This window comes from Escherichia sp. WS1265 (genome assembly GCF_046487585.1).
GTDB lineage: Bacteria > Pseudomonadota > Gammaproteobacteria > Enterobacterales > Enterobacteriaceae > Escherichia > Escherichia coli.
The window spans coordinates 65245-86193 of sequence record NZ_JBJQJE010000017.1 but is presented as its reverse complement, the minus strand read 5'-3'; the positions used below and the strand labels follow the sequence as shown (position 1 = coordinate 86193).

Sequence of the window (20949 nt, the reverse complement as noted above, 5' to 3'; positions counted from 1 at the left end):
TACCTCATCAATCGCTTGTAGTTATATGTTGTGTTGTGCACATCTATCCGTTTAGACGTCCAGATGTAAAGATGAAGGAAAAGCTGAAGGGCGTCAACCGAAAAATGACCAATGATGGTGAGGAAAAATCAGGGAAGTTGAAAAAAATTCAGGATGGTAAGAAAAAGAAAATCCGGTATGCAAAACAGACCGGATTGCAGATGTAGGCTAACAACGTACTTATTGCTTCTTGCCGGATACGGCGTAAACGCTTCATCCGGCCTATAACCCTATGATAATTCAATAAATTACATTATAACCCATAGACCCGAAGACATGCGTACCGGACATTATTAGTTTCCTGAAATTACAACAACTGCGCCAGGCGGTTAATATCCGACTGAATCGCCCCTGCGGTGACGTCGCGCCCCGCGCCAGGCCCACGGATCACCAGAGGGTTATCGCGATACCAGCGGCTTTCGATGGCAAAGACGTTATCGCACGGCAGCAGTGATGCCAGCGGATGGTCTTCACGCACCGCTTCCACGCCCACACGCGCTTTGCCATTGGCATCGAAACGCGCCACGTAGCGCAGCACCAGCCCCATTTCGCGGGCCGCTTCCAGTCGTTGCACCATCTGCTCGTTCAGTTCATCGCCATTTTCAAAGAAATGGTCGATGCTGCCGCCTTCGCAATGGGCGGGCACCAGCGATTCAACACGTACCTGGTCCGGTTCGATGTCGTAACCCGCTTCACGCGCCAGAATCACCAGCTTGCGCATCACGTCTTTGCCGGAAAGGTCATCACGCGGATCAGGCTCGGTTAAGCCCTGCTGCCACGCCTGATCCACCAGCTCGGTAAACGGCACGCTACCGTCGAATTGCAGGAACAGCCAGGAGAGCGTGCCAGAGAAGATCCCGCTGATCGACAAAATAGTATCGCCGCTGTCGATCAGATCGCGCACGGTGTGGTTGATCGGCAAGCCCGCACCGACAGTGGCATTGTACAGCCAGTGACGCCCGGTTTTTTCGAAGGCGTCGTGGATCTGGCGATATTTATTGCTGTCGCTGGCTCCTGCCAGTTTGTTGGCACTGATGACGTGGAAACCGTGGCTGGCAAAATCGAGATACTGATCAGCAAGCTGCTGGCTGGCGGTAACGTCCAACACCACTAAATCATCATACGGATGGGCGCGCATCCACAGGAACAGCGACTCTTCATCCTGCTCGACCGCTTCATCGTTGAAGAAGGCTAACGCGCGGCTGGCGTCCAGCCCGTCATAGCTCAACAGGCTGCGGCGGCTGTCCACCACGCCTGCCAGCACAAATTCAAAGCCGGTACGCGCCGAAAGCGTGCTCTGCTCACGGGCGAACAGTTCCAGCCAGCGGGAACCGATATTGCCCTTGCCGAACAATACCAGGCCGATGCGTTTTTCTGCGCGGAAGACGGACTGATGCAGCCCCTGAATCAGGCTTTCGGTCGGTCCGGTGCGCAGTACTGCCACCAGGCTGATGCCGTCATCCGACTGCCAGGTAAATTCGACCGGCTGGCCTTTCAGTTGCTGCCAGAAGCGGTGGCAATGCAGCGGGTTACGGGTTACGCCCGCCCCAACCATCGCCACCAGCGCCAGCCCCTGACGCAGGCGCAGTTCGCCAGGTAATCCCGCTTCGTCGAGGATTTTCAGCGCACTGTCGGCCACTTCTGAGGTGTAGCAAAATTGCAGCAACTGGCGATCGTTATGTACGCCAACCGCCAGTGGGCGCACCTGAGCACGTTTCAGGATCTGGTCGATCTCTTTATGCGCCAGTTTGAAATCCTGGCTGGCGGGCACCTGAAACTCAATCAAGCAGACATCATCATGGCTGGTGACAATACGCGCACCAGTACCGGAGGCCAGCACGCGTTCAATGCGCGTGGAACCTTGATCCGGCGTGTAGCTACAGCGCAGTTGCAGGTCGATTTCGCTGCCAGAAACTGGCTGTAAAGTACGGGCGTGAAGAACGGGAGCCGCCAGACGCGCCAGTTCGCTGGCCTCATCCAGACGCAGCAACGGCAGCAGGCAGGCATCTTTCACTTTACGCGGGTCGGCGCTGTATACCCCGGCGACGTCGCTCCAGATGGTTACGCGGGAAACTCCCGCCAGCGCACCGATTTGTGTCGCGGAATAGTCGGAACCGTTACGCCCCAGCAGCACCGTTTCACTGGCGTTGTTACGGCTGATAAACCCGGTCACCACCAGACGTTTGCCCGGATGTTGTACCAGTAGCTGTTGCAGCAACGGGTAAGAAAGTCCTTCATCAACCTGCGGTTGCGCAGCGCGTTCAGCGCGTAAAAACTCGCGGGCATCAAGCCAGGCCGCTGGCAGCCCTTGTTGATTAAGTACCGCAGACATCAGGCGCGCCGACCACACTTCGCCGTGGCCCACCACTTCCGCATACACCGCGTCGTTAATACCGCTGTCGAGCAGCGCCGCCAGGCGTTCCAGATCGCTGACAAAAGCGCTAATGAGGCTATCGGCTTCTTCGGCGGGTAACAGGCCGCTAATCAGATCGCACTGATAGCGACGCAGCGTTTGTTGAACCTGATGCGCAGAGAGACGATCGGTCTGGCTTAGTTTCAACCAGTTAATCAACTGGTTAGTGGTGCTACCGGCGGCGGAAACCACCATCATATCGTCAGGCTGAGAGTACTCCGCCATAATGCCCGCGACACGCAAATAACACTTCACATCAGCCAGACTACTGCCACCAAATTTATGCAGTTGACGACCTTTCGCCCCTGCCTGCGCAATCACACTCATTTTTACCCCTTGTTTGCAGCCCGGAAGCCATTTTCCAGGTCGGCAATTAAATCTTCGCCATCTTCAATACCGGTGGAGATACGCAGCAGCGTCTTGGAGATCCCGGCGGCAGCACGCGCTTCTGGTGCCATGCCTGCATGTGTCATGGTTGCGGCGTGAGAGATTAAACTTTCCACTCCCCCTAATGATTCCGCCAGCGTAAACAACGACAGCCCGCCCAGGAAACGACGCAGCGTCTGCTCATCGCCATCCAGTTCAAAACTCAACATTGCGCCAAAGCCTTTTTGCTGGCGCGCGGCAATTTCATGCCCCTGATTTTCCGGCAGCGACGGGTGATACAGTTTTTTCACCAACGGCTGGGTTTGCAGATATTTCACAATCGCCTGCGCGTTGCGCTGGGCCAGCTCCATACGCGGCACCAGCGTTCGCAAACCGCGTAGCAGCAGATAGCTGTCAAACGCGCCGCCCGTCACGCCAATATTGTTTGCCCACCAGGCAAGTTCAGTGACAACGTCCGGATCTTTAGCAATCACCACGCCGGCCACCACGTCTGAGTGACCGTTCAGATATTTCGTGCATGAATGCAACACCAGATCGGCACCTAATGCCAGCGGATTTTGTAATGCCGGGCTTAAGAAGGTGTTATCCACTACACTCACCGCCCCGACTTCCCTTGCCAGATGGCAGATTTTCGCAATATCCACGACGCGTAACAATGGATTACTTGGGCTTTCTACCAGTACCAGTTTGGGTTTTTCTGCCAGCGCTGCCCGTAATGCCTGTTCATCGCCTTGATCAACAAACAACACGCGATAGCAACCGCGTTTCGCCAGACTGTCGAACAGGCGATAGCTACCTCCGTAGCAGTCGTGTGGCGCAACCAGCAGATCGCCAGGTTTCAAAAAGACGGTCGTTACCAGGTGAATCGCGGACATGCCGGTATTAGTAAGTACGGCACCGGCACCACCTTCCAGTTCTGCCAGCGCACGCTGAACCACATCGCGCGTTGGGTTGCCGCGCCGCGAGTAATCATGCGCGCGCGGTTCATTAAATCCGGTAAAGTTATAGGTGCTGGAAAGATGGATGGGAGGGACAACGCAACCATACTGTTCGTCGTCATTTAACCCGCTACGCACTGCGATGGTGGCCTGTTTACGCGTCATGTGATGAAGTTCCCTGGGCTTGGTCGGTGAAATGTCAGGCACCAGAGTAAACATTGTGTTAATAGACGTCAATACATCTGGACATCTAAACTTCTTTGCGTATAGATTGAGCAAATCCCAAATAGCCGTTAAAATTATATGCATTATCACGCCGACAGGTGCATTACACGATGTCACGGTAACGCCTGTACGGTAAACTATGCGGGTTTACGGTCAGTACCCACATAAATTGTGTGGTCTGGTCTCAATTTATTGACGAAGAGGATTAAGTATCTCATGGCTGAATGGAGCGGCGAATATATCAGCCCATACGCTGAGCACGGCAAGAAGAGTGAACAAGTCAAAAAGATTACGGTTTCCATTCCTCTTAAGGTGTTAAAAATCCTCACCGATGAACGCACGCGTCGTCAGGTGAACAACCTGCGTCACGCTACCAACAGCGAGCTGCTGTGCGAAGCGTTTCTGCATGCCTTTACCGGGCAACCATTGCCGGATGATGCCGATCTGCGTAAAGAGCGCAGCGACGAAATCCCGGAAGCGGCAAAAGAGATCATGCGTGAGATGGGGATTAACCCGGAGACGTGGGAATACTAAAGCGGAAAAGAGCGGCGCGGAGTTAACCAGCCGCTTTTTTCATACAAGGACGTTTAACGATGAAAATCAGGCTACTGATCCTCAGCCTGCTGGTTTCTGTGCCTGCCTTTGCCTGGCAGCCGCAAACTGGCGACATCATCTTTCAAATCTCTCGCTCATCGCAAAGTAAAGCGATCCAACTGGCGACCCATTCCGATTACAGCCACACCGGTATGCTGGTGATGCGTAACAAAAAGCCCTACGTTTTTGAAGCGGTCGGCCCGGTGAAATACACCCCGCTCAAGCAGTGGATTGCCCATGGTGAAAAGGGCAAATACGTTGTTCGCCGCGTTGAAGGCGGACTGAGTGTTAAACAACAGCAAAAACTGGCGCAAACGGCAAAACGTTATCTCGGCAAACCGTACGATTTCAGCTTCTCGTGGAGCGACGATCGCCAGTACTGTTCGGAAGTGGTGTGGAAGGTTTACCAGAATGCGCTGGGAATGCGCGTGGGCGAACAGCAGAAGCTGAAAGAGTTCGACCTGAGCAGCCCACAAGTTCAGGCAAAGCTCAAAGAACGTTACGGCAAGAATATTCCGCTTGAGGAAACGGTAGTTTCACCACAAGCCGTTTTCGATGCGCCACAACTCACCACGGTCGCCAAAGAGTGGCCGCTGTTTTCGTGGTAATACGACCAAAATTCAGGCACAAAAAAAGCGCCGTGCGGCGCTTTTTTCGGAAATCCGGTCTTATTTGCTGCCCGGGATGTTGAAACGCTTGTTGAAGCGGTCAACACGGCCACCGGTAGCAACATCACGCTGTTTGCCAGTGAAGAACGGGTGGCACTTGCTGCACACGTCGAGGTTCAGGTCATGACCAACGGTGGAGCGGATTTTCATTACGTTACCGCAAGAGCAGCTAGCAGTAATTTCTTCGTATTTCGGGTGAATATCTTTTTTCATGGGAAAACCTCGGTTTAAGGCCGCGTCGCTCTTCCAGCCCTAACGCCAGACACCACGCGATGTTAAAAGTATAGCTTCAATACGATCATTTCGTACGAAGGCGCGAAATCATACAGAAATTAACCAGCGTATGCAAACTGATCCGCACTCTTCTACGGCAATGTGTATACTAACCCACCGAATTTCAAGTCAGGATGATGCTATGCCCGTTGCCCACGTTGCCTTGCCCGTTCCGCTTCCTCGTACCTTTGACTATCTGCTGCCAGAAGGCATGACGGTCAAAGCCGGGTGTCGCGTGCGCGTGCCGTTTGGCAAACAGCAGGAGCGCATCGGGGTTGTGGTGTCAGTTAGCAATGTCAGCGAGCTGCCGCTTAACGAGCTGAAAGCGGTAGTTGAAGTGCTGGACGTTGAGCCGGTATTTACTCACTCCGTCTGGCGATTACTGCTCTGGGCGGCAGATTACTATCATCATCCAATTGGCGATGTGCTGTTTCATGCCTTGCCGATTTTACTACGCCAGGGGCGGCCTGCGGCGAACGCGCCGATGTGGTACTGGTTTACCACTGAACAAGGCCAGGCGGTGGATCTGAACAGCCTGAAACGCTCGCCAAAGCAACAACAGGCGCTGGCAGCGTTACGGCAAGGCAAAATCTGGCGCGATCAGGTTGCCACGCTCGAATTTAATGATGCCGCATTGCAGGCACTGCGCAAAAAAGGTCTGTGTGATTTAGCAAGTGAAACACCAGAGTTTAGCGACTGGCGAACGAACTATGCCGTTTCTGGTGAGCGGTTGCGGTTGAATACCGAACAGGCCACCGCCGTTGGCGCAATTCATAGCGCGGCAGATACTTTTTCTGCCTGGCTGCTGGCGGGCGTTACCGGTTCCGGTAAAACGGAGGTTTATCTCAGTGTACTGGAAAACGTGCTCGCTCAGGGCAAACAGGCGCTGGTGATGGTGCCGGAAATCGGCCTGACACCGCAAACTATCGCCCGTTTTCGTGAACGTTTTAATGCCCCGGTGGAAGTTCTGCATTCCGGCCTGAACGACAGCGAGCGTCTTTCGGCGTGGTTGAAAGCGAAAAATGGCGAGGCGGCGATTGTCATCGGCACCCGCTCCGCGCTGTTTACGCCGTTTAAAAATCTCGGTGTGATTGTCATTGATGAAGAGCACGACAGTTCCTACAAGCAGCAGGAAGGCTGGCGCTATCATGCCCGCGACCTGGCGGTTTATCGTGCGCACAGCGAGCAAATCCCGATTATTCTTGGCTCCGCAACACCCGCACTGGAAACGTTATGCAACGTCCAGCAGAAAAAATACCGCCTGCTGCGCCTGACGCGTCGGGCGGGGAATGCGCGTCCGGCAATTCAACACGTGCTGGATTTAAAAGGTCAGAAGGTGCAGGCGGGGCTGGCTCCGGCGTTAATCACCCGTATGCGCCAGCATTTACAGGCCGACAACCAGGTTATCCTCTTTCTTAACCGCCGTGGCTTTGCGCCTGCCTTGCTGTGCCACGACTGCGGCTGGATTGCCGAATGTCCACGTTGCGATCACTACTACACGCTGCATCAGGCGCAACAGCATTTGCGCTGTCACCACTGTGACAGCCAACGCCCGGTGCCGCGCCAGTGCCCTTCCTGCGGTTCCACGCACCTGGTACCCGTGGGGCTGGGCACCGAACAGCTTGAACAGACGCTCGCGCCGTTATTCCCTGGTGTGCCCATTTCTCGTATCGACCGCGATACCACCAGCCGCAAAGGAGCGCTGGAACAACAACTGGCGGAAGTGCATCGCGGCGGCGCGAGGATCTTGATCGGCACGCAAATGCTGGCGAAAGGTCACCACTTTCCGGATGTGACGCTGGTAGCGTTACTGGATGTGGACGGCGCGCTGTTTTCTGCCGATTTTCGCTCGGCAGAGCGTTTTGCCCAGCTTTACACCCAGGTCGCCGGTCGTGCCGGGCGTGCGGGTAAACAGGGCGAAGTTGTGCTGCAAACGCACCATCCGGAACATCCTCTGTTGCAAACGTTGCTCTATAAAGGCTACGACGCCTTTGCCGAACAGGCGCTGGCTGAGCGACGGATGATGCAGCTGCCGCCGTGGACCAGCCATGTGATTGTGCGTGCGGAAGATCATAACAATCAGCATGCGCCGCTGTTCCTGCAACAACTGCGTAATCTGATCCTCTCCAGTCCGCTGGCAGACGACAAACTGTGGGTTCTCGGTCCGGTTCCGGCACTGGCCCCTAAGCGTGGTGGTCGCTGGCGCTGGCAAATTTTGTTGCAGCACCCTTCCCGCGTGCGATTACAGCACATCATCAATGGTACGCTGGCGCTTATTAATACAATACCGGATTCCCGTAAGGTGAAATGGGTGCTGGATGTCGATCCCATCGAGGGCTAATGCGCAAACGATGCGAGGCGGATCGAAAAATTCAATATTCATCACACTTTTCATGAAAATTCTGTAACCGTTTTCACGCGCTATCTGCTAAAAATGTTGCCGATGTGAAGTAAACATGGATGTAGTACGCCTGACGTGCCAGGCGAGGAGTGAGTGTGAAAGCGAAGAAGCAGGAAACTGCCGCGACCATGAAAGACGTTGCCCTCAAGGCAAAAGTCTCTACAGCGACTGTCTCCCGAGCATTAATGAATCCCGATAAAGTCTCCCAGGCCACCCGTAATCGGGTTGAAAAAGCGGCCCGGGAAGTGGGTTATTTACCGCAGCCTATGGGGCGCAACGTCAAGCGTAATGAATCCCGCACCATTCTGGTGATTGTCCCGGATATCTGCGATCCCTTCTTTAGCGAAATTATTCGCGGTATCGAAGTTACGGCGGCAAATCACGGATATCTGGTGCTGATTGGCGACTGTGCGCATCAAAATCAGCAGGAAAAAACCTTTATCGATTTGATCATCACCAAGCAAATTGATGGCATGTTGCTGCTGGGTTCAAGGCTGCCGTTTGATGCCAGCATTGAGGAACAGCGTAATCTGCCGCCGATAGTGATGGCGAACGAATTTGCACCGGAACTGGAGCTGCCTACAGTTCATATCGACAATCTGACCGCCGCATTTGATGCAGTAAATTATTTATATGAGCAAGGGCATAAACGGATTGGCTGTATAGCCGGTCCCGAAGAGATGCCGCTGTGTCACTACCGCCTGCAAGGCTACGTTCAGGCGCTGCGTCGCTGCGGCATTATGGTTGATCCGCAATACATCGCCCGTGGCGACTTCACCTTCGAAGCCGGAAGCAAAGCAATGCAACAGCTGCTTGATCTTCCACAACCGCCTACTGCTGTCTTCTGCCATAGCGATGTGATGGCGCTCGGCGCTCTTTCTCAGGCAAAACGCCAGGGGCTGAAAGTCCCGGAAGACCTTTCCATAATCGGTTTTGATAACATCGACCTGACGCAATTTTGTGATCCGCCGCTGACAACCATCGCGCAGCCGCGTTACGAAATCGGTCGGGAAGCTATGCTGTTATTGCTTGATCAAATGCAGGGGCAACACGTTGGCAGTGGCTCTCGTTTAATGGACTGCGAACTTATCATCCGGGGATCAACACGCGCGTTACCTTAAAGTAAACCTTTAAGACTGCCGTGACTGGTCAAAGGCCCGCCGCTTAAGTAACATGGCGGGCTGACGAACGAATAAATACAGCGAAACGATAGTGGCACAACGAGATTATGTACGCCGCAGCCAACCGGCACCTTCGCGGCGAAAAAAGAGCACCTCACGGAAAAAGCAACGAAATCTGCCTGCGGTTTCTCCCGCTATGGTCGCTATTGCTGCCGCCGTTCTTGTGACCTTTATCGGTGGTCTGTACTTCATTACGCATCACAAGAAAGAAGAGTCCGAGACGCTGCAAAGCCAGAAAGTGACCGGAAACGGACTACCACCAAAACCAGAAGAACGCTGGCGCTACATCAAAGAGCTGGAAAGTCGCCAGCCGGGTGTGCGTGCGCCTACAGAACCTTCTGCCGGTGGTGAAGTGAAAACGCCGGAGCAACTAACACCAGAGCAACGCCAGCTCCTTGAGCAAATGCAGGCTGATATGCGCCAGCAGCCAACGCAGCTGGTTGAAGTTCCGTGGAATGAGCAGACGCCGGAACAGCGTCAGCAAACGCTACAGCGCCAGCGTCAGGCGCAGCAATTAGCGGAGCAGCAACGCCTGGCTCAGCAGTCGCGTACGACTGAACAAAGCTGGCAGCAGCAGACGCGTACGTCGCAAGCCGCACCGGTACAGGCGCAACCGCGCCAGTCTAAACCGGCTTCTACTCAGCAGCCGTACCAGGATCTGCTGCAAACTCCTGCGCACACGACCGCGCAGTCGAAGCCGCAGCAAGCTGCGCCGGTTGCTCGTGCCGCTGACGCGCCAAAACCGACGGCGGAGAAAAAAGACGAACGCCGCTGGATGGTGCAGTGCGGTTCGTTCAGAGGCGCGGAACAGGCAGAGACGGTACGTGCTCAGCTGGCGTTTGAAGGCTTTGACTCGAAGATCACCACCAACAATGGCTGGAATCGTGTGGTCATTGGCCCGGTGAAAGGCAAAGAGAACGCAGACAGCACCCTCAATCGCTTGAAGATGGCGGGTCATACAAACTGCATTCGGCTCGCCGCCGGGGGTTGAAACCCTCAAAATCCCCCCCATCTATAATTGCATTATGCCCCGTACTTTTGTACGGGGTTTGTACTCTGTATTCGTAACCAAGGGGTCAGCTCGTGACAACTATAGTAAGCGTACGCCGTAACGGCCATGTGGTCATCGCTGGTGATGGTCAGGCCACGTTGGGCAATACCGTAATGAAAGGCAACGTGAAAAAGGTCCGCCGTCTGTACAACGACAAAGTCATCGCGGGCTTTGCGGGCGGTACTGCGGATGCTTTTACGCTGTTCGAACTGTTTGAACGTAAACTGGAAATGCATCAGGGCCATCTGGTCAAAGCCGCCGTTGAGCTGGCGAAAGACTGGCGTACCGATCGCATGCTGCGCAAACTTGAAGCACTGCTGGCAGTCGCGGATGAAACTGCATCGCTTATCATCACCGGTAACGGTGACGTGGTGCAGCCAGAAAACGATCTTATTGCTATCGGCTCCGGCGGCCCTTACGCCCAGGCTGCGGCGCGCGCGCTGTTAGAAAACACTGAACTTAGCGCCCGTGAAATTGCTGAAAAGGCGTTGGATATTGCAGGCGACATTTGCATCTATACCAACCATTTCCACACCATCGAAGAATTAAGCTACAAAGCGTAAGGATCTCCCATGTCTGAAATGACCCCACGCGAAATCGTCAGCGAACTGGATAAGCACATCATCGGCCAGGACAACGCCAAGCGTTCCGTGGCGATTGCTCTGCGTAACCGCTGGCGTCGCATGCAGCTCAACGAAGAGCTGCGCCATGAAGTGACCCCGAAAAATATCCTGATGATCGGCCCGACCGGTGTCGGTAAAACTGAAATCGCCCGTCGTCTGGCTAAGCTGGCGAATGCGCCGTTCATCAAAGTTGAAGCGACCAAATTCACCGAAGTGGGCTATGTCGGTAAGGAAGTGGATTCTATTATTCGCGATCTGACCGATGCCGCCGTGAAAATGGTACGCGTCCAGGCTATCGAGAAAAACCGTTATCGCGCTGAAGAACTGGCAGAAGAACGTATTCTCGACGTGCTGATCCCACCTGCTAAAAACAACTGGGGACAGACCGAACAGCAGCAGGAACCGTCCGCTGCTCGTCAGGCATTCCGCAAGAAACTGCGTGAAGGCCAGCTTGATGACAAAGAAATCGAGATCGATCTTGCCGCAGCACCGATGGGCGTTGAAATTATGGCTCCTCCGGGCATGGAAGAGATGACCAGCCAGCTGCAGTCCATGTTCCAGAACCTGGGCGGCCAGAAGCAAAAAGCACGTAAGCTGAAAATCAAAGACGCCATGAAGCTGCTGATTGAAGAAGAAGCGGCGAAACTGGTGAATCCGGAAGAGCTGAAGCAAGACGCTATCGACGCTGTTGAGCAGCACGGGATCGTGTTTATCGACGAAATCGACAAAATCTGTAAGCGCGGCGAGTCTTCCGGTCCGGATGTTTCTCGTGAAGGTGTTCAGCGTGACCTGCTGCCGCTGGTAGAAGGTTGCACCGTTTCCACCAAACACGGGATGGTCAAAACTGACCACATTCTGTTTATCGCTTCTGGCGCGTTCCAGATTGCGAAACCGTCTGACCTGATCCCGGAACTGCAAGGTCGTCTGCCAATCCGCGTTGAGCTGCAGGCACTGACCACCAGCGACTTCGAGCGTATTCTGACCGAGCCGAATGCCTCTATTACCGTGCAGTACAAAGCACTGATGGCGACTGAAGGCGTAAATATCGAGTTTACCGACTCCGGTATTAAGCGCATCGCGGAAGCGGCATGGCAGGTGAACGAATCTACCGAAAACATCGGTGCTCGTCGTTTACATACCGTTCTGGAGCGTTTAATGGAAGAGATTTCCTACGACGCCAGCGATTTAAGCGGTCAAACCATCACTATTGACGCAGATTATGTGAGCAAACATCTGGATGCGTTGGTGGCAGATGAAGATCTGAGCCGTTTTATCCTATAATCGCGTTCAATCATTTTCATCATTGTTTGATGGGGCTGAAAGGCCCCATTTTTATTGGCGCGTATTATGACTGAACAACAAATTAGCCGAACTCAGGCGTGGCTGGAAAGTTTACGACCTAAAACCCTCCCCCTCGCCTTTGCTGCAATTATCGTCGGGACGGCGCTGGCATGGTGGCAAGGTCACTTCGATCCGCTGGTCGCCCTGCTGGCACTGATTACCGCCGGGCTATTACAGATCCTTTCTAACCTCGCCAATGATTACGGCGATGCGGTAAAAGGCAGCGATAAACCTGACCGTATCGGACCGCTACGCGGCATGCAAAAAGGGGTCATTACCCAGCAAGAGATGAAACGGGCGCTCATTATTACCGTCGTGCTCATCTGTCTCTCCGGGCTGGCACTGGTTGCAGTGGCGTGCCATACGTTGGCCGATTTTGTCGGTTTCCTGATTCTTGGTGGGTTGTCGATCATTGCCGCTATCACCTACACCGTGGGCAATCGTCCTTATGGTTATATCGGTCTGGGTGATATTTCCGTACTGGTTTTCTTTGGCTGGTTGAGCGTCATGGGCAGCTGGTATTTACAGGCTCATACATTGATTCCGGCGCTGATCCTTCCGGCGACCGCATGCGGCCTGCTGGCAACGGCAGTACTGAACATTAATAACCTGCGTGATATCAATAGCGACCGCGAAAATGGCAAAAACACGCTGGTGGTGCGCTTAGGTGAAGTGAACGCGCGTCGTTATCATGCCTGCCTGCTGATGGGCTCTCTGGTGTGCCTGGCGCTGTTTAATCTCTTTTCGCTGCATAGCCTGTGGGGCTGGCTGTTTCTGCTGGCGGCACCGTTGCTGGTGAAGCAAGCCCGTTATGTGATGCGGGAAATGGACCCGGTGGCGATGCGACCGATGCTGGAACGCACTGTCAAGGGAGCGTTACTGACTAACCTGCTGTTTGTTTTAGGGATATTCCTAAGCCAGTGGGCAGCATAACTGACAAATATCAATTAACAATTGATGATTTTGCCAACAGCCCACATAGCGCGATATACTGAAAATTCTCGCAGCAACTGAATGTTAAGCCTATGAAATACGATACTTCCGAGCTTTGTGACATCTATCAAGAAGATGTTAACGTCGTGGAACCGCTGTTCTCCAACTTTGGCGGACGGGCGTCGTTTGGCGGACAAATAATCACGGTAAAATGTTTCGAGGACAACGGGTTGCTGTACGATCTGCTCGAACAGAATGGCCGTGGTCGTGTTCTTGTCGTCGATGGCGGTGGTTCTGTTCGTCGCGCACTGGTCGATGCTGAACTGGCGCGTCTGGCAGTACAAAATGAATGGGAAGGTCTGGTCATTTACGGCGCGGTGCGTCAGGTAGATGACCTGGAAGAGTTGGATATCGGCATCCAGGCGATGGCGGCAATTCCGGTTGGTGCCGCTGGCGAAGGCATTGGCGAAAGCGATGTCCGCGTCAATTTTGGCGGTGTCACCTTCTTCTCCGGCGACCATCTTTATGCCGACAATACCGGGATTATTCTTTCTGAAGATCCGTTGGATATTGAATGATAGAAAAGGCACCGCAAGGTGCCTTTTTTCTGCGTTACCTGTTGGCCTACACAGTAAAGAAATTACGCGGAAGATGAAGCGTAATCAGACCTCTTCCATGCGACCCAGCAGGGCCTGCAGACGTTCCTGCCAGCCGTTCTGCTGTTCTTTCAGATGGTTGTTCTCACGCTCCAGCTCTTCGCGCTGATGCTGGGCATTTTGAACTTCCTGCGACAGTGAGTTGTTTTTTTCTTTCAGCTCTTCGATTTCCATCTGCAACAGAGTGATGGTATCAATCGCCTGCTGTACTTTTGCTTCCAGTTTCTCAAACACTTCTAATGACATTGTCATACCTCTCCTGAATTGCAAGGCGTTGATGGATAAAAATCCTCGTCCCGATTACCGGTGACGCCTTAATAAATACGAGCGCACTTTAGTTAGCTCCGATTGTATGAAGCCGCGCCATCGCTGTCCAGCGGCACGCCTTGCAGATTACGGTTTGCCACACTTTTCATCCTTCTCCTGGTGACATAATCCACATCAATCGAAAATGTTAATAAATTTGTTGCGCGAATGATCTAACAAACATGCATCATGTACAATCAGATGGAATAAATGGCGCGATAACGCTCATTTTATGACGAAGCACACACATTTTAAGTTCGATATTTCTCGTTTTTGCTCGTTAACGATAAGTTTACAGCATGCCTACAAGCATCGTGGAGGTCCGTGACTTTCACGCATACAACAAACATTAACTCTTCAGGATCCGATTATGAGTCAAACATCAACCTTGAAAGGCCAGTGCATTGCTGAATTCCTCGGTACCGGGTTGTTGATTTTTTTCGGGGTGGGTTGCGTTGCAGCACTAAAAGTCGCTGGTGCGTCTTTTGGTCAGTGGGAAATCAGTGTCATTTGGGGACTGGGGGTGGCAATGGCCATCTACCTGACCGCAGGGGTTTCCGGCGCGCATCTTAACCCCGCTGTTACCATTGCATTGTGGCTGTTTGCCTGTTTCGACAAGCGCAAAGTTATTCCTTTTATCGTTTCACAAGTTGCCGGCGCTTTCTGCGCTGCGGCTTTAGTTTACGGGCTTTACTACAATTTATTTTTCGACTTCGAACAGACTCATCACATTGTTCGCGGCAGCGTTGAAAGTGTTGATCTGGCTGGCACTTTCTCTACTTACCCGAATCCTCATATCAATTTTGTGCAGGCTTTCGCAGTTGAGATGGTGATTACCGCTATTCTGATGGGGCTGATCCTGGCGTTAACGGACGATGGCAACGGTGTACCACGCGGCCCTTTGGCTCCCTTGCTGATTGGTCTACTGATTGCGGTCATTGGCGCATCTATGGGCCCATTGACGGGTTTTGCCATGAACCCAGCGCGTGACTTCGGTCCGAAAGTCTTTGCCTGGCTGGCGGGCTGGGGCAATGTCGCCTTTACCGGCGGCAGAGATATTCCTTACTTCCTGGTGCCGCTTTTTGGCCCTATCGTTGGCGCGATTGTAGGTGCATTTGCCTACCGCAAACTGATTGGTCGCCATTTGCCTTGCGATATCTGTGTTGTGGAAGAAAAGGAGACCACAACTCCTTCAGAACAAAAAGCTTCGCTGTAATATGACTACGGGACAATTAAACATGACTGAAAAAAAATATATCGTTGCGCTCGACCAGGGCACCACCAGCTCCCGCGCGGTCGTAATGGATCACGATGCCAATATCATTAGCGTGTCGCAGCGCGAATTTGAGCAAATCTACCCAAAACCAGGCTGGGTAGAACACGACCCAATGGAAATCTGGGCCACCCAAAGCTCCACGCTGGTAGAAGTGCTGGCGAAAGCCGATATCAGTTCCGATCAAATTGCAGCTATCGGTATTACGAACCAGCGTGAAACCACTATTGTCTGGGAAAAAGAAACCGGCAAGCCTATCTATAACGCCATTGTCTGGCAGTGCCGTCGTACCGCAGAAATCTGCGAGCATTTAAAACGTGACGGTTTAGAAGATTATATCCGCAGCAATACCGGTCTGGTGATTGACCCGTACTTCTCTGGCACCAAAGTGAAGTGGATCCTCGACCATGTGGAAGGCTCTCGCGAGCGTGCGCGTCGTGGTGAATTGCTGTTTGGTACGGTTGATACGTGGCTTATCTGGAAAATGACTCAGGGCCGTGTCCATGTGACCGATTACACCAACGCCTCTCGTACCATGTTGTTCAACATCCATACCCTGGACTGGGACGACAAAATGCTGGAGGTGCTGGATATTCCGCGTGAGATGCTGCCAGAAGTGCGTCGTTCTTCCGAAGTATACGGTCAGACTAACATTGGCGGCAAAGGCGGCACGCGTATTCCAATCTCCGGGATCGCCGGTGACCAGCAGGCGGCGCTGTTTGGTCAGTTGTGCGTGAAAGAAGGGATGGCGAAAAATACCTACGGCACTGGCTGCTTTATGCTGATGAACACTGGCGAGAAAGCGGTGAAATCAGAAAACGGCCTGCTGACCACCATCGCCTGCGGCCCGACTGGCGAAGTGAACTATGCGCTGGAAGGTGCGGTGTTTATGGCGGGCGCATCCATTCAGTGGCTGCGCGATGAGATGAAGTTGATTAACGACGCGTACGATTCCGAATATTTCGCCACCAAAGTGCAAAACACCAATGGTGTATATGTGGTTCCGGCATTTACCGGGCTGGGTGCGCCATACTGGGATCCGTATGCGCGCGGGGCGATTTTCGGCTTAACGCGTGGAGTGAACGCTAACCACATTATCCGCGCGACGCTGGAGTCTATTGCTTATCAGACGCGTGACGTACTGGAAGCAATGCAGGCCGACTCCGGTATTCGTCTGCACGCGCTGCGCGTGGATGGCGGCGCAGTAGCGAACAATTTCCTGATGCAGTTCCAGTCCGATATTCTCGGTACGCGCGTTGAGCGCCCGGAAGTGCGCGAAGTCACCGCATTGGGTGCGGCCTATCTTGCTGGTCTGGCGGTTGGCTTCTGGCAGAACCTCGACGAGCTGCAAGAGAAAGCGGTGATTGAGCGCGAGTTCCGTCCAGGCATCGAAACCACTGAGCGTAATTACCGTTACGCAGGCTGGAAAAAAGCGGTCAAACGCGCGATGGCGTGGGAAGAACACGACGAGTAATGTAAATGCCGGATGAAGCGTTTATGCCGCATCCGGTAGTCCTGAATCGTGCGGGGGCAACCCCGCACACATCAATAATCCCGCCCTTCCCCTGTGCTACACTTCGCGCCATTCCTTACTGCTTAGAGTTTGCTATGAGACGAGAACTTGCCATCGAATTTTCCCGCGTCACCGAATCTGCGGCGCTGGCTGGCTACAAATGGTTAGGACGCGGCGATAAAAACACCGCGGACGGCGCGGCGGTAAACGCCATGCGTATTATGCTCAACCAGGTCAACATTGACGGCACCATCGTCATTGGTGAAGGTGAAATCGACGAAGCACCGATGCTCTACATTGGTGAAAAAGTCGGTACTGGTCGCGGCGACGCGGTAGATATTGCTGTTGATCCGATTGAAGGCACGCGCATGACGGCGATGGGCCAGGCTAACGCGCTGGCGGTGCTGGCAGTAGGCGATAAAGGCTGTTTCCTCAACGCGCCAGATATGTATATGGAGAAGCTGATCGTCGGACCGGGAGCCAAAGGCACCATTGATCTGAACCTGCCGCTGGCGGATAACCTGCGCAATGTAGCGGCGGCGCTCGGCAAACCGTTGAGCGAACTGACGGTAACGATTCTGGCTAAACCACGCCACGATGCCGTTATCGCTGAAATGCAGCAACTCGGCGTACGCGTATTTGCTATTCCGGATGGCGACGTTGCGGCCTCAATTCTCACCTGTATGCCAGACAGCGAAGTTGACGTGCTGTACGGTATTGGTGGCGCGCCGGAAGGCGTGGTTTCTGCGGCGGTGATCCGCGCATTAGATGGTGACATGAACGGTCGTCTGCTGGCGCGTCATGACGTCAAAGGCGACAACGAAGAGAATCGTCGCATTGGCGAGCAGGAGCTGGCACGCTGCAAAGCAATGGGCATCGAAGCCGGTAAAGTATTACGTCTGGGCGATATGGCACGCAGCGATAACGTCATCTTTTCTGCCACCGGTATTACCAAAGGCGATCTGCTGGAAGGCATTAGCCGCAAAGGCAATATCGCGACTACCGAAACGCTGCTGATCCGCGGCAAGTCACGCACTATTCGCCGCATTCAGTCCATCCACTATCTGGATCGCAAAGACCCGGAAATGCAGGTGCACATTCTCTGAGTGATTTGATCGATTGAGCCTTCCAGTCCTTCGGGACTGGAATTTTTTTGTTCGGAGAACGAAGATAAGGCAAGTCAATCAAAACAGGAGAAAAACATGGCTGATTGGGTAACAGGCAAAGTCACTAAAGTGCAGAACTGGACCGACGCCCTGTTTAGTCTCACCGTTCACGCCCCCGTGCTTCCGTTTACCGCCGGGCAATTTACCAAGCTTGGCCTTGAAATCGACGGTGAACGCGTCCAGCGCGCCTACTCCTATGTTAACTCGCCCGATAATCCCGATCTGGAGTTTTACCTGGTCACCGTCCCCGATGGCAAATTAAGCCCACGATTGGCGGCACTGAAACCGGGCGATGAAGTGCAGGTGGTTAGCGAAGCAGCTGGCTTCTTTGTTCTGGATGAAGTACCAGATTGCGAAACGCTATGGATGCTGGCAACCGGTACAGCGATTGGCCCTTATTTATCGATTCTGCAACTGGGCAAAGATTTAGATCGCTTCAAAAATCTGGTCCTGGTTCACGCCGCACGTTATGCCGCCGACTTAAGCTATTTGCCACTGATGCAAGAACTGGAAAAACGCTACGAAGGCAAACTGCGCATTCAGACGGTGGTCAGTCGGGAAACGGCAGCGGGGTCGCTCACCGGACGGATACCAGCGTTAATTGAAAGTGGTGAACTGGAAAGCGCGGTTGGCCTGCCGATGAATAAAGAAACCAGCCATGTGATGCTGTGCGGCAATCCACAGATGGTGCGCGATACGCAACAGTTACTGAAAGAGACCCGGCAGATGACGAAACATTTACGTCGCCGACCGGGCCATATGACAGCGGAGCATTACTGGTAAGCGGTTACTTATCGATAAACGGCACGATGAGCAAATCCGCACTCAACTTATTGATCATCCCGCGATATGCCGGCATCAAACGGTTGATAAATGAGTGGTGATGACCACAGACAAGGAGGTCGCACTGCTCTTTTTGCATAATTTCCAGCAGTGTTTCCGGCATTTCTCCGCGTTCAATACGCAGTTTTGTCTTCGGCCATTGAATATTTTTCGTCAGTTTATACAGCTTGTTATCCGACTTATTCTTCAACAATTGAAGAATATCTTCTGTTGCAGGGAAGTAGATACCCGGATACAACTCGCTTAAGCCATCATCAATATGAATTAACGTCAGATGAGCGTCATTATGTCTGGCGAGCTCCAGGGCTTTATTCACCAGTAAGGCATCTTCTTCATTCCCGGAAATTGCCACGCCAATGTGTTTATAAGCCATGTTTAACTCCTTCTAAAGCAACTCCATCAAGCTAACGAACGCAGTGATAACTCAAAAATAATCATCTCGGCCTGGCATGAGAAGGTGAAGGCCGCATCAAGCTCAACTTGCCCTTCCAGATCCTTAATCTTATAGGCCACGCTGGCCCCTTCATCTGCAGAGGATGCAGCGGCGGCAAGCTCTTTCAGTTTGGTCATAAAGGACTCTGCTTCTTCGCGGGTGGCAAAAAAGCGCGAAAACTTACTGGTACAGTTGTCGTTATCAATCACCGTACCGATATCAATCGCACATCCTTTAGTACTGCATTTATCTACGACATCTTTCATAGGGCACCTCTGTATATTCGCCTCTCTGTCGATTACGACTTAAGAATAATGCGCCGTTAAGGGAAGAACAAACAAGTAATGATCTTATGGATTACCATTTTTTTTGATATTGCTTAAGGTGAAGAGCTCAGAAGGATTTTCCGGGCATTGTCATTTGCATCGTGGAAATAACAATCCCGGAAAAAAATAGCAGTAAGAGATATATTAAAGGTTAATTACTTGATTTATTGTCGGCTTTATACTTCACATCCTGGGTATCTTTACCATATTTATTTTCGCCTTGTGTGCCAACAAACGCACCAAGATCGATAAGCATCATCACCAGAATCAACGTCGGGACAAAACGCCCCACCGCCCATTGCCAGACACCCGGTAAAATCGCCCAGTTACCCGCCAGCAGCATCCACGCCACAATCATCAGAAATGCCCATGCGCCGGAACGCCCGCGATCATGCAAGCGCTTAACGGTTACTGCCGCTGTTGGCCAAAACAAGCACACAAGGCAAAACGCCGCGGTCTGAATATCGAGTAAATTTTTACCCGCCAGTGAGAAAAGCACCAGCATGCCTGCGAACCACAGGCCTATCCAAATCCAGAAATCACGGCGTCCAATACGCCCTTTAAATGAGAATAACCATTGCTGTATGGTCATGTAAGTTCCTTGATGGTTGTCTTTTCCAGGATTCTACCCTTTTGACAAGGGCGACAGATATCGTTTTAATCGGAGCCAGTCATAACAAAAGGTACTGTCAATGAAGCCAGGGTGTACGCTGTTTTTTCTCTTATGTTCTGCATTAACCGTTACAACAACGGCGCATGCACAAACACCAGATACGGCAACGACCGCGCCTTATCTGCTGGCTGGAGCCCCTACTTTCGATCTCTCCATCAGCCAGTTTCGAGAAGACTTTAACAGCCAGAATCCCAGCCTGCCACTGAACGAATTTCGTGCCATCGACAGCAGTCCCGACAAAGCCAATCTCACTCGTGCTGCCAGTAAAATTAACGAGAACTTGTATGCTTCTACAGCGCTGGAGCGCGGTACCTTAAAAATCAAAAGCATTCAAATGACCTGGCTACCCATCCAGGGGCCAGAGCAAAAAGCCGCGAAAGCGAAAGCTCAGGAATACATGGCAGCGGTGATCCGCACACTCACCCCATTAATGACCAAAACACAAAGCCAGAAAAAACTGCAGTCGCTACTAACGGCCGGGAAAAACAAACGTTATTACACCGAGACAGAAGGTGCACTGCGTTATGTTGTCGCGGACAACGGCGAAAAGGGGCTGACCTTCGCTGTTGAACCGATTAAGCTGGCGCTATCTGAATCGCTTGAAGGTTTGAATAAATGACAAAAAGCAAAGCCTTTGTGCCGATGAATCTCTATACTGTTTCACAGACCTGCTGCCCTGCGGGGCGGCCATCT

The 20949-nt window shown here is 52.8% G+C and carries 22 protein-coding genes; 15 read left to right on the top strand and 7 right to left on the bottom strand.

The genetic code is table 11. The features are described from left to right. The first annotated feature begins 71 nt into the window (after positions 1–71). Positions 72–206, top strand: coding sequence for a hypothetical protein (locus tag ACJHX3_RS17185; RefSeq protein WP_000660165.1), 135 nt, complete (start codon positions 72–74; stop codon positions 204–206). 140 nt (positions 207–346) lie between these two features. Here the strand turns inward: ACJHX3_RS17185 and metL are convergent, their stop codons facing one another. Then, positions 347–2779: a bifunctional aspartate kinase/homoserine dehydrogenase II gene (gene metL / locus ACJHX3_RS17180; RefSeq protein ID WP_000110789.1), complete on the bottom strand. Its 2433-nt coding sequence runs from the start codon at positions 2777–2779 to the stop codon at positions 347–349. A 2-nt stretch (positions 2780–2781) separates the two neighbouring features. Further along, entirely contained in the window at positions 2782–3942 is a 1161-nt protein-coding gene (gene metB, locus ACJHX3_RS17175) for a cystathionine gamma-synthase (protein ID WP_001366757.1), read from the bottom strand. 276 nt (positions 3943–4218) lie between these two features. Between metB and metJ the strand changes: the two genes are divergently transcribed. Next, positions 4219–4536, top strand: coding sequence for a met regulon transcriptional regulator MetJ (gene metJ, locus ACJHX3_RS17170; protein ID WP_000852812.1), 318 nt, complete (start codon positions 4219–4221; stop codon positions 4534–4536). 59 nt (positions 4537–4595) lie between these two features. Then, positions 4596–5204 (top strand): YiiX family permuted papain-like enzyme, encoded by a 609-nt coding sequence (locus ACJHX3_RS17165; RefSeq protein ID WP_000702311.1) that lies wholly within the window; start codon positions 4596–4598, stop codon positions 5202–5204. A gap of 60 nt (positions 5205–5264) precedes the next feature. Here ACJHX3_RS17165 and rpmE read toward each other — a convergent pair whose 3' ends face one another. After that, positions 5265–5477, bottom strand: coding sequence for a 50S ribosomal protein L31 (gene rpmE / locus ACJHX3_RS17160; RefSeq protein WP_000710769.1), 213 nt, complete (start codon positions 5475–5477; stop codon positions 5265–5267). 202 nt (positions 5478–5679) lie between these two features. On the opposite strand from rpmE, the gene priA reads away from it, so the two are divergent. The 7 genes from priA (at position 5680) to rraA (ending at position 13645) form a co-directional block, all read left to right on the top strand. Continuing rightward, positions 5680–7878, top strand: coding sequence for a primosomal protein N' (gene priA, locus ACJHX3_RS17155; protein WP_410236184.1), 2199 nt, complete (start codon positions 5680–5682; stop codon positions 7876–7878). A gap of 155 nt (positions 7879–8033) precedes the next feature. Next, entirely contained in the window at positions 8034–9059 is a 1026-nt protein-coding gene (gene cytR / locus ACJHX3_RS17150; RefSeq protein WP_094308644.1) for a DNA-binding transcriptional regulator CytR, read from the top strand. 91 nt (positions 9060–9150) lie between these two features. Next, positions 9151–10110, top strand: a complete 960-nt coding sequence (gene ftsN, locus ACJHX3_RS17145; protein WP_000068834.1) for a cell division protein FtsN — start codon at positions 9151–9153, stop codon at positions 10108–10110. 92 nt (positions 10111–10202) lie between these two features. After that, complete coding sequence (hslV, locus tag ACJHX3_RS17140) at positions 10203–10733, top strand: ATP-dependent protease subunit HslV (RefSeq protein ID WP_000208242.1); 531 nt, start codon at positions 10203–10205, stop codon at positions 10731–10733. 9 nt (positions 10734–10742) lie between these two features. Further along, positions 10743–12074, top strand: coding sequence for an HslU--HslV peptidase ATPase subunit (hslU, locus tag ACJHX3_RS17135; RefSeq protein WP_001293344.1), 1332 nt, complete (start codon positions 10743–10745; stop codon positions 12072–12074). Between the two features lie 66 nt (positions 12075–12140). Next, the gene (gene menA, locus ACJHX3_RS17130; protein WP_000139496.1) at positions 12141–13067 is read left to right on the top strand and encodes a 1,4-dihydroxy-2-naphthoate polyprenyltransferase; all 927 of its coding nucleotides are present in this window, start codon (positions 12141–12143) and stop codon (positions 13065–13067) included. Between the two features lie 92 nt (positions 13068–13159). After that, on the top strand, positions 13160–13645 hold the full coding sequence (gene rraA, locus ACJHX3_RS17125) for a ribonuclease E activity regulator RraA (RefSeq protein WP_000872908.1): 486 nt from the start codon (positions 13160–13162) through the stop codon (positions 13643–13645). An 84-nt stretch (positions 13646–13729) separates the two neighbouring features. On the opposite strand, the gene zapB is transcribed toward rraA, so the two are convergent. Next, positions 13730–13975, bottom strand: coding sequence for a septal ring assembly protein ZapB (gene zapB / locus ACJHX3_RS17120; RefSeq protein WP_001296623.1), 246 nt, complete (start codon positions 13973–13975; stop codon positions 13730–13732). 424 nt (positions 13976–14399) lie between these two features. Between zapB and glpF the strand changes: the two genes are divergently transcribed. The 4 genes from glpF (at position 14400) to fpr (ending at position 18764) form a co-directional block, all read left to right on the top strand. Further along, a complete protein-coding gene (gene glpF, locus ACJHX3_RS17115) occupies positions 14400–15245 on the top strand; it encodes a glycerol uptake facilitator protein GlpF (RefSeq protein ID WP_000084268.1) in 846 nt (281 codons plus the stop codon). A gap of 22 nt (positions 15246–15267) precedes the next feature. After that, the gene (gene glpK / locus ACJHX3_RS17110) at positions 15268–16776 is read left to right on the top strand and encodes a glycerol kinase GlpK (RefSeq protein WP_000136788.1); all 1509 of its coding nucleotides are present in this window, start codon (positions 15268–15270) and stop codon (positions 16774–16776) included. A 134-nt stretch (positions 16777–16910) separates the two neighbouring features. Next, positions 16911–17921, top strand: coding sequence for a class II fructose-bisphosphatase (glpX, locus tag ACJHX3_RS17105; RefSeq protein WP_001250644.1), 1011 nt, complete (start codon positions 16911–16913; stop codon positions 17919–17921). Positions 17922–18017: 96 nt separating this feature from the next. Next, positions 18018–18764 (top strand): ferredoxin--NADP(+) reductase, encoded by a 747-nt coding sequence (gene fpr, locus ACJHX3_RS17100; RefSeq protein ID WP_000796322.1) that lies wholly within the window; start codon positions 18018–18020, stop codon positions 18762–18764. 4 nt (positions 18765–18768) lie between these two features. Here the strand turns inward: fpr and uspD are convergent, their stop codons facing one another. From uspD to ACJHX3_RS17085, 3 genes are all read right to left on the bottom strand, one after another. Beyond that, on the bottom strand, positions 18769–19197 hold the full coding sequence (uspD, locus tag ACJHX3_RS17095; protein WP_000323555.1) for a universal stress protein UspD: 429 nt from the start codon (positions 19195–19197) through the stop codon (positions 18769–18771). Positions 19198–19223: 26 nt separating this feature from the next. Continuing rightward, a complete protein-coding gene (locus ACJHX3_RS17090; RefSeq protein WP_000655986.1) occupies positions 19224–19523 on the bottom strand; it encodes a DUF406 domain-containing protein in 300 nt (99 codons plus the stop codon). 211 nt (positions 19524–19734) lie between these two features. Then, the gene (locus ACJHX3_RS17085) at positions 19735–20175 is read right to left on the bottom strand and encodes a DUF805 domain-containing protein (RefSeq protein WP_000155244.1); all 441 of its coding nucleotides are present in this window, start codon (positions 20173–20175) and stop codon (positions 19735–19737) included. Positions 20176–20275: 100 nt separating this feature from the next. Between ACJHX3_RS17085 and ACJHX3_RS17080 the strand changes: the two genes are divergently transcribed. Next, positions 20276–20875, top strand: a complete 600-nt coding sequence (locus tag ACJHX3_RS17080) for a YiiQ family protein (protein WP_000802226.1) — start codon at positions 20276–20278, stop codon at positions 20873–20875. Positions 20876–20949 lie beyond the last annotated feature (74 nt).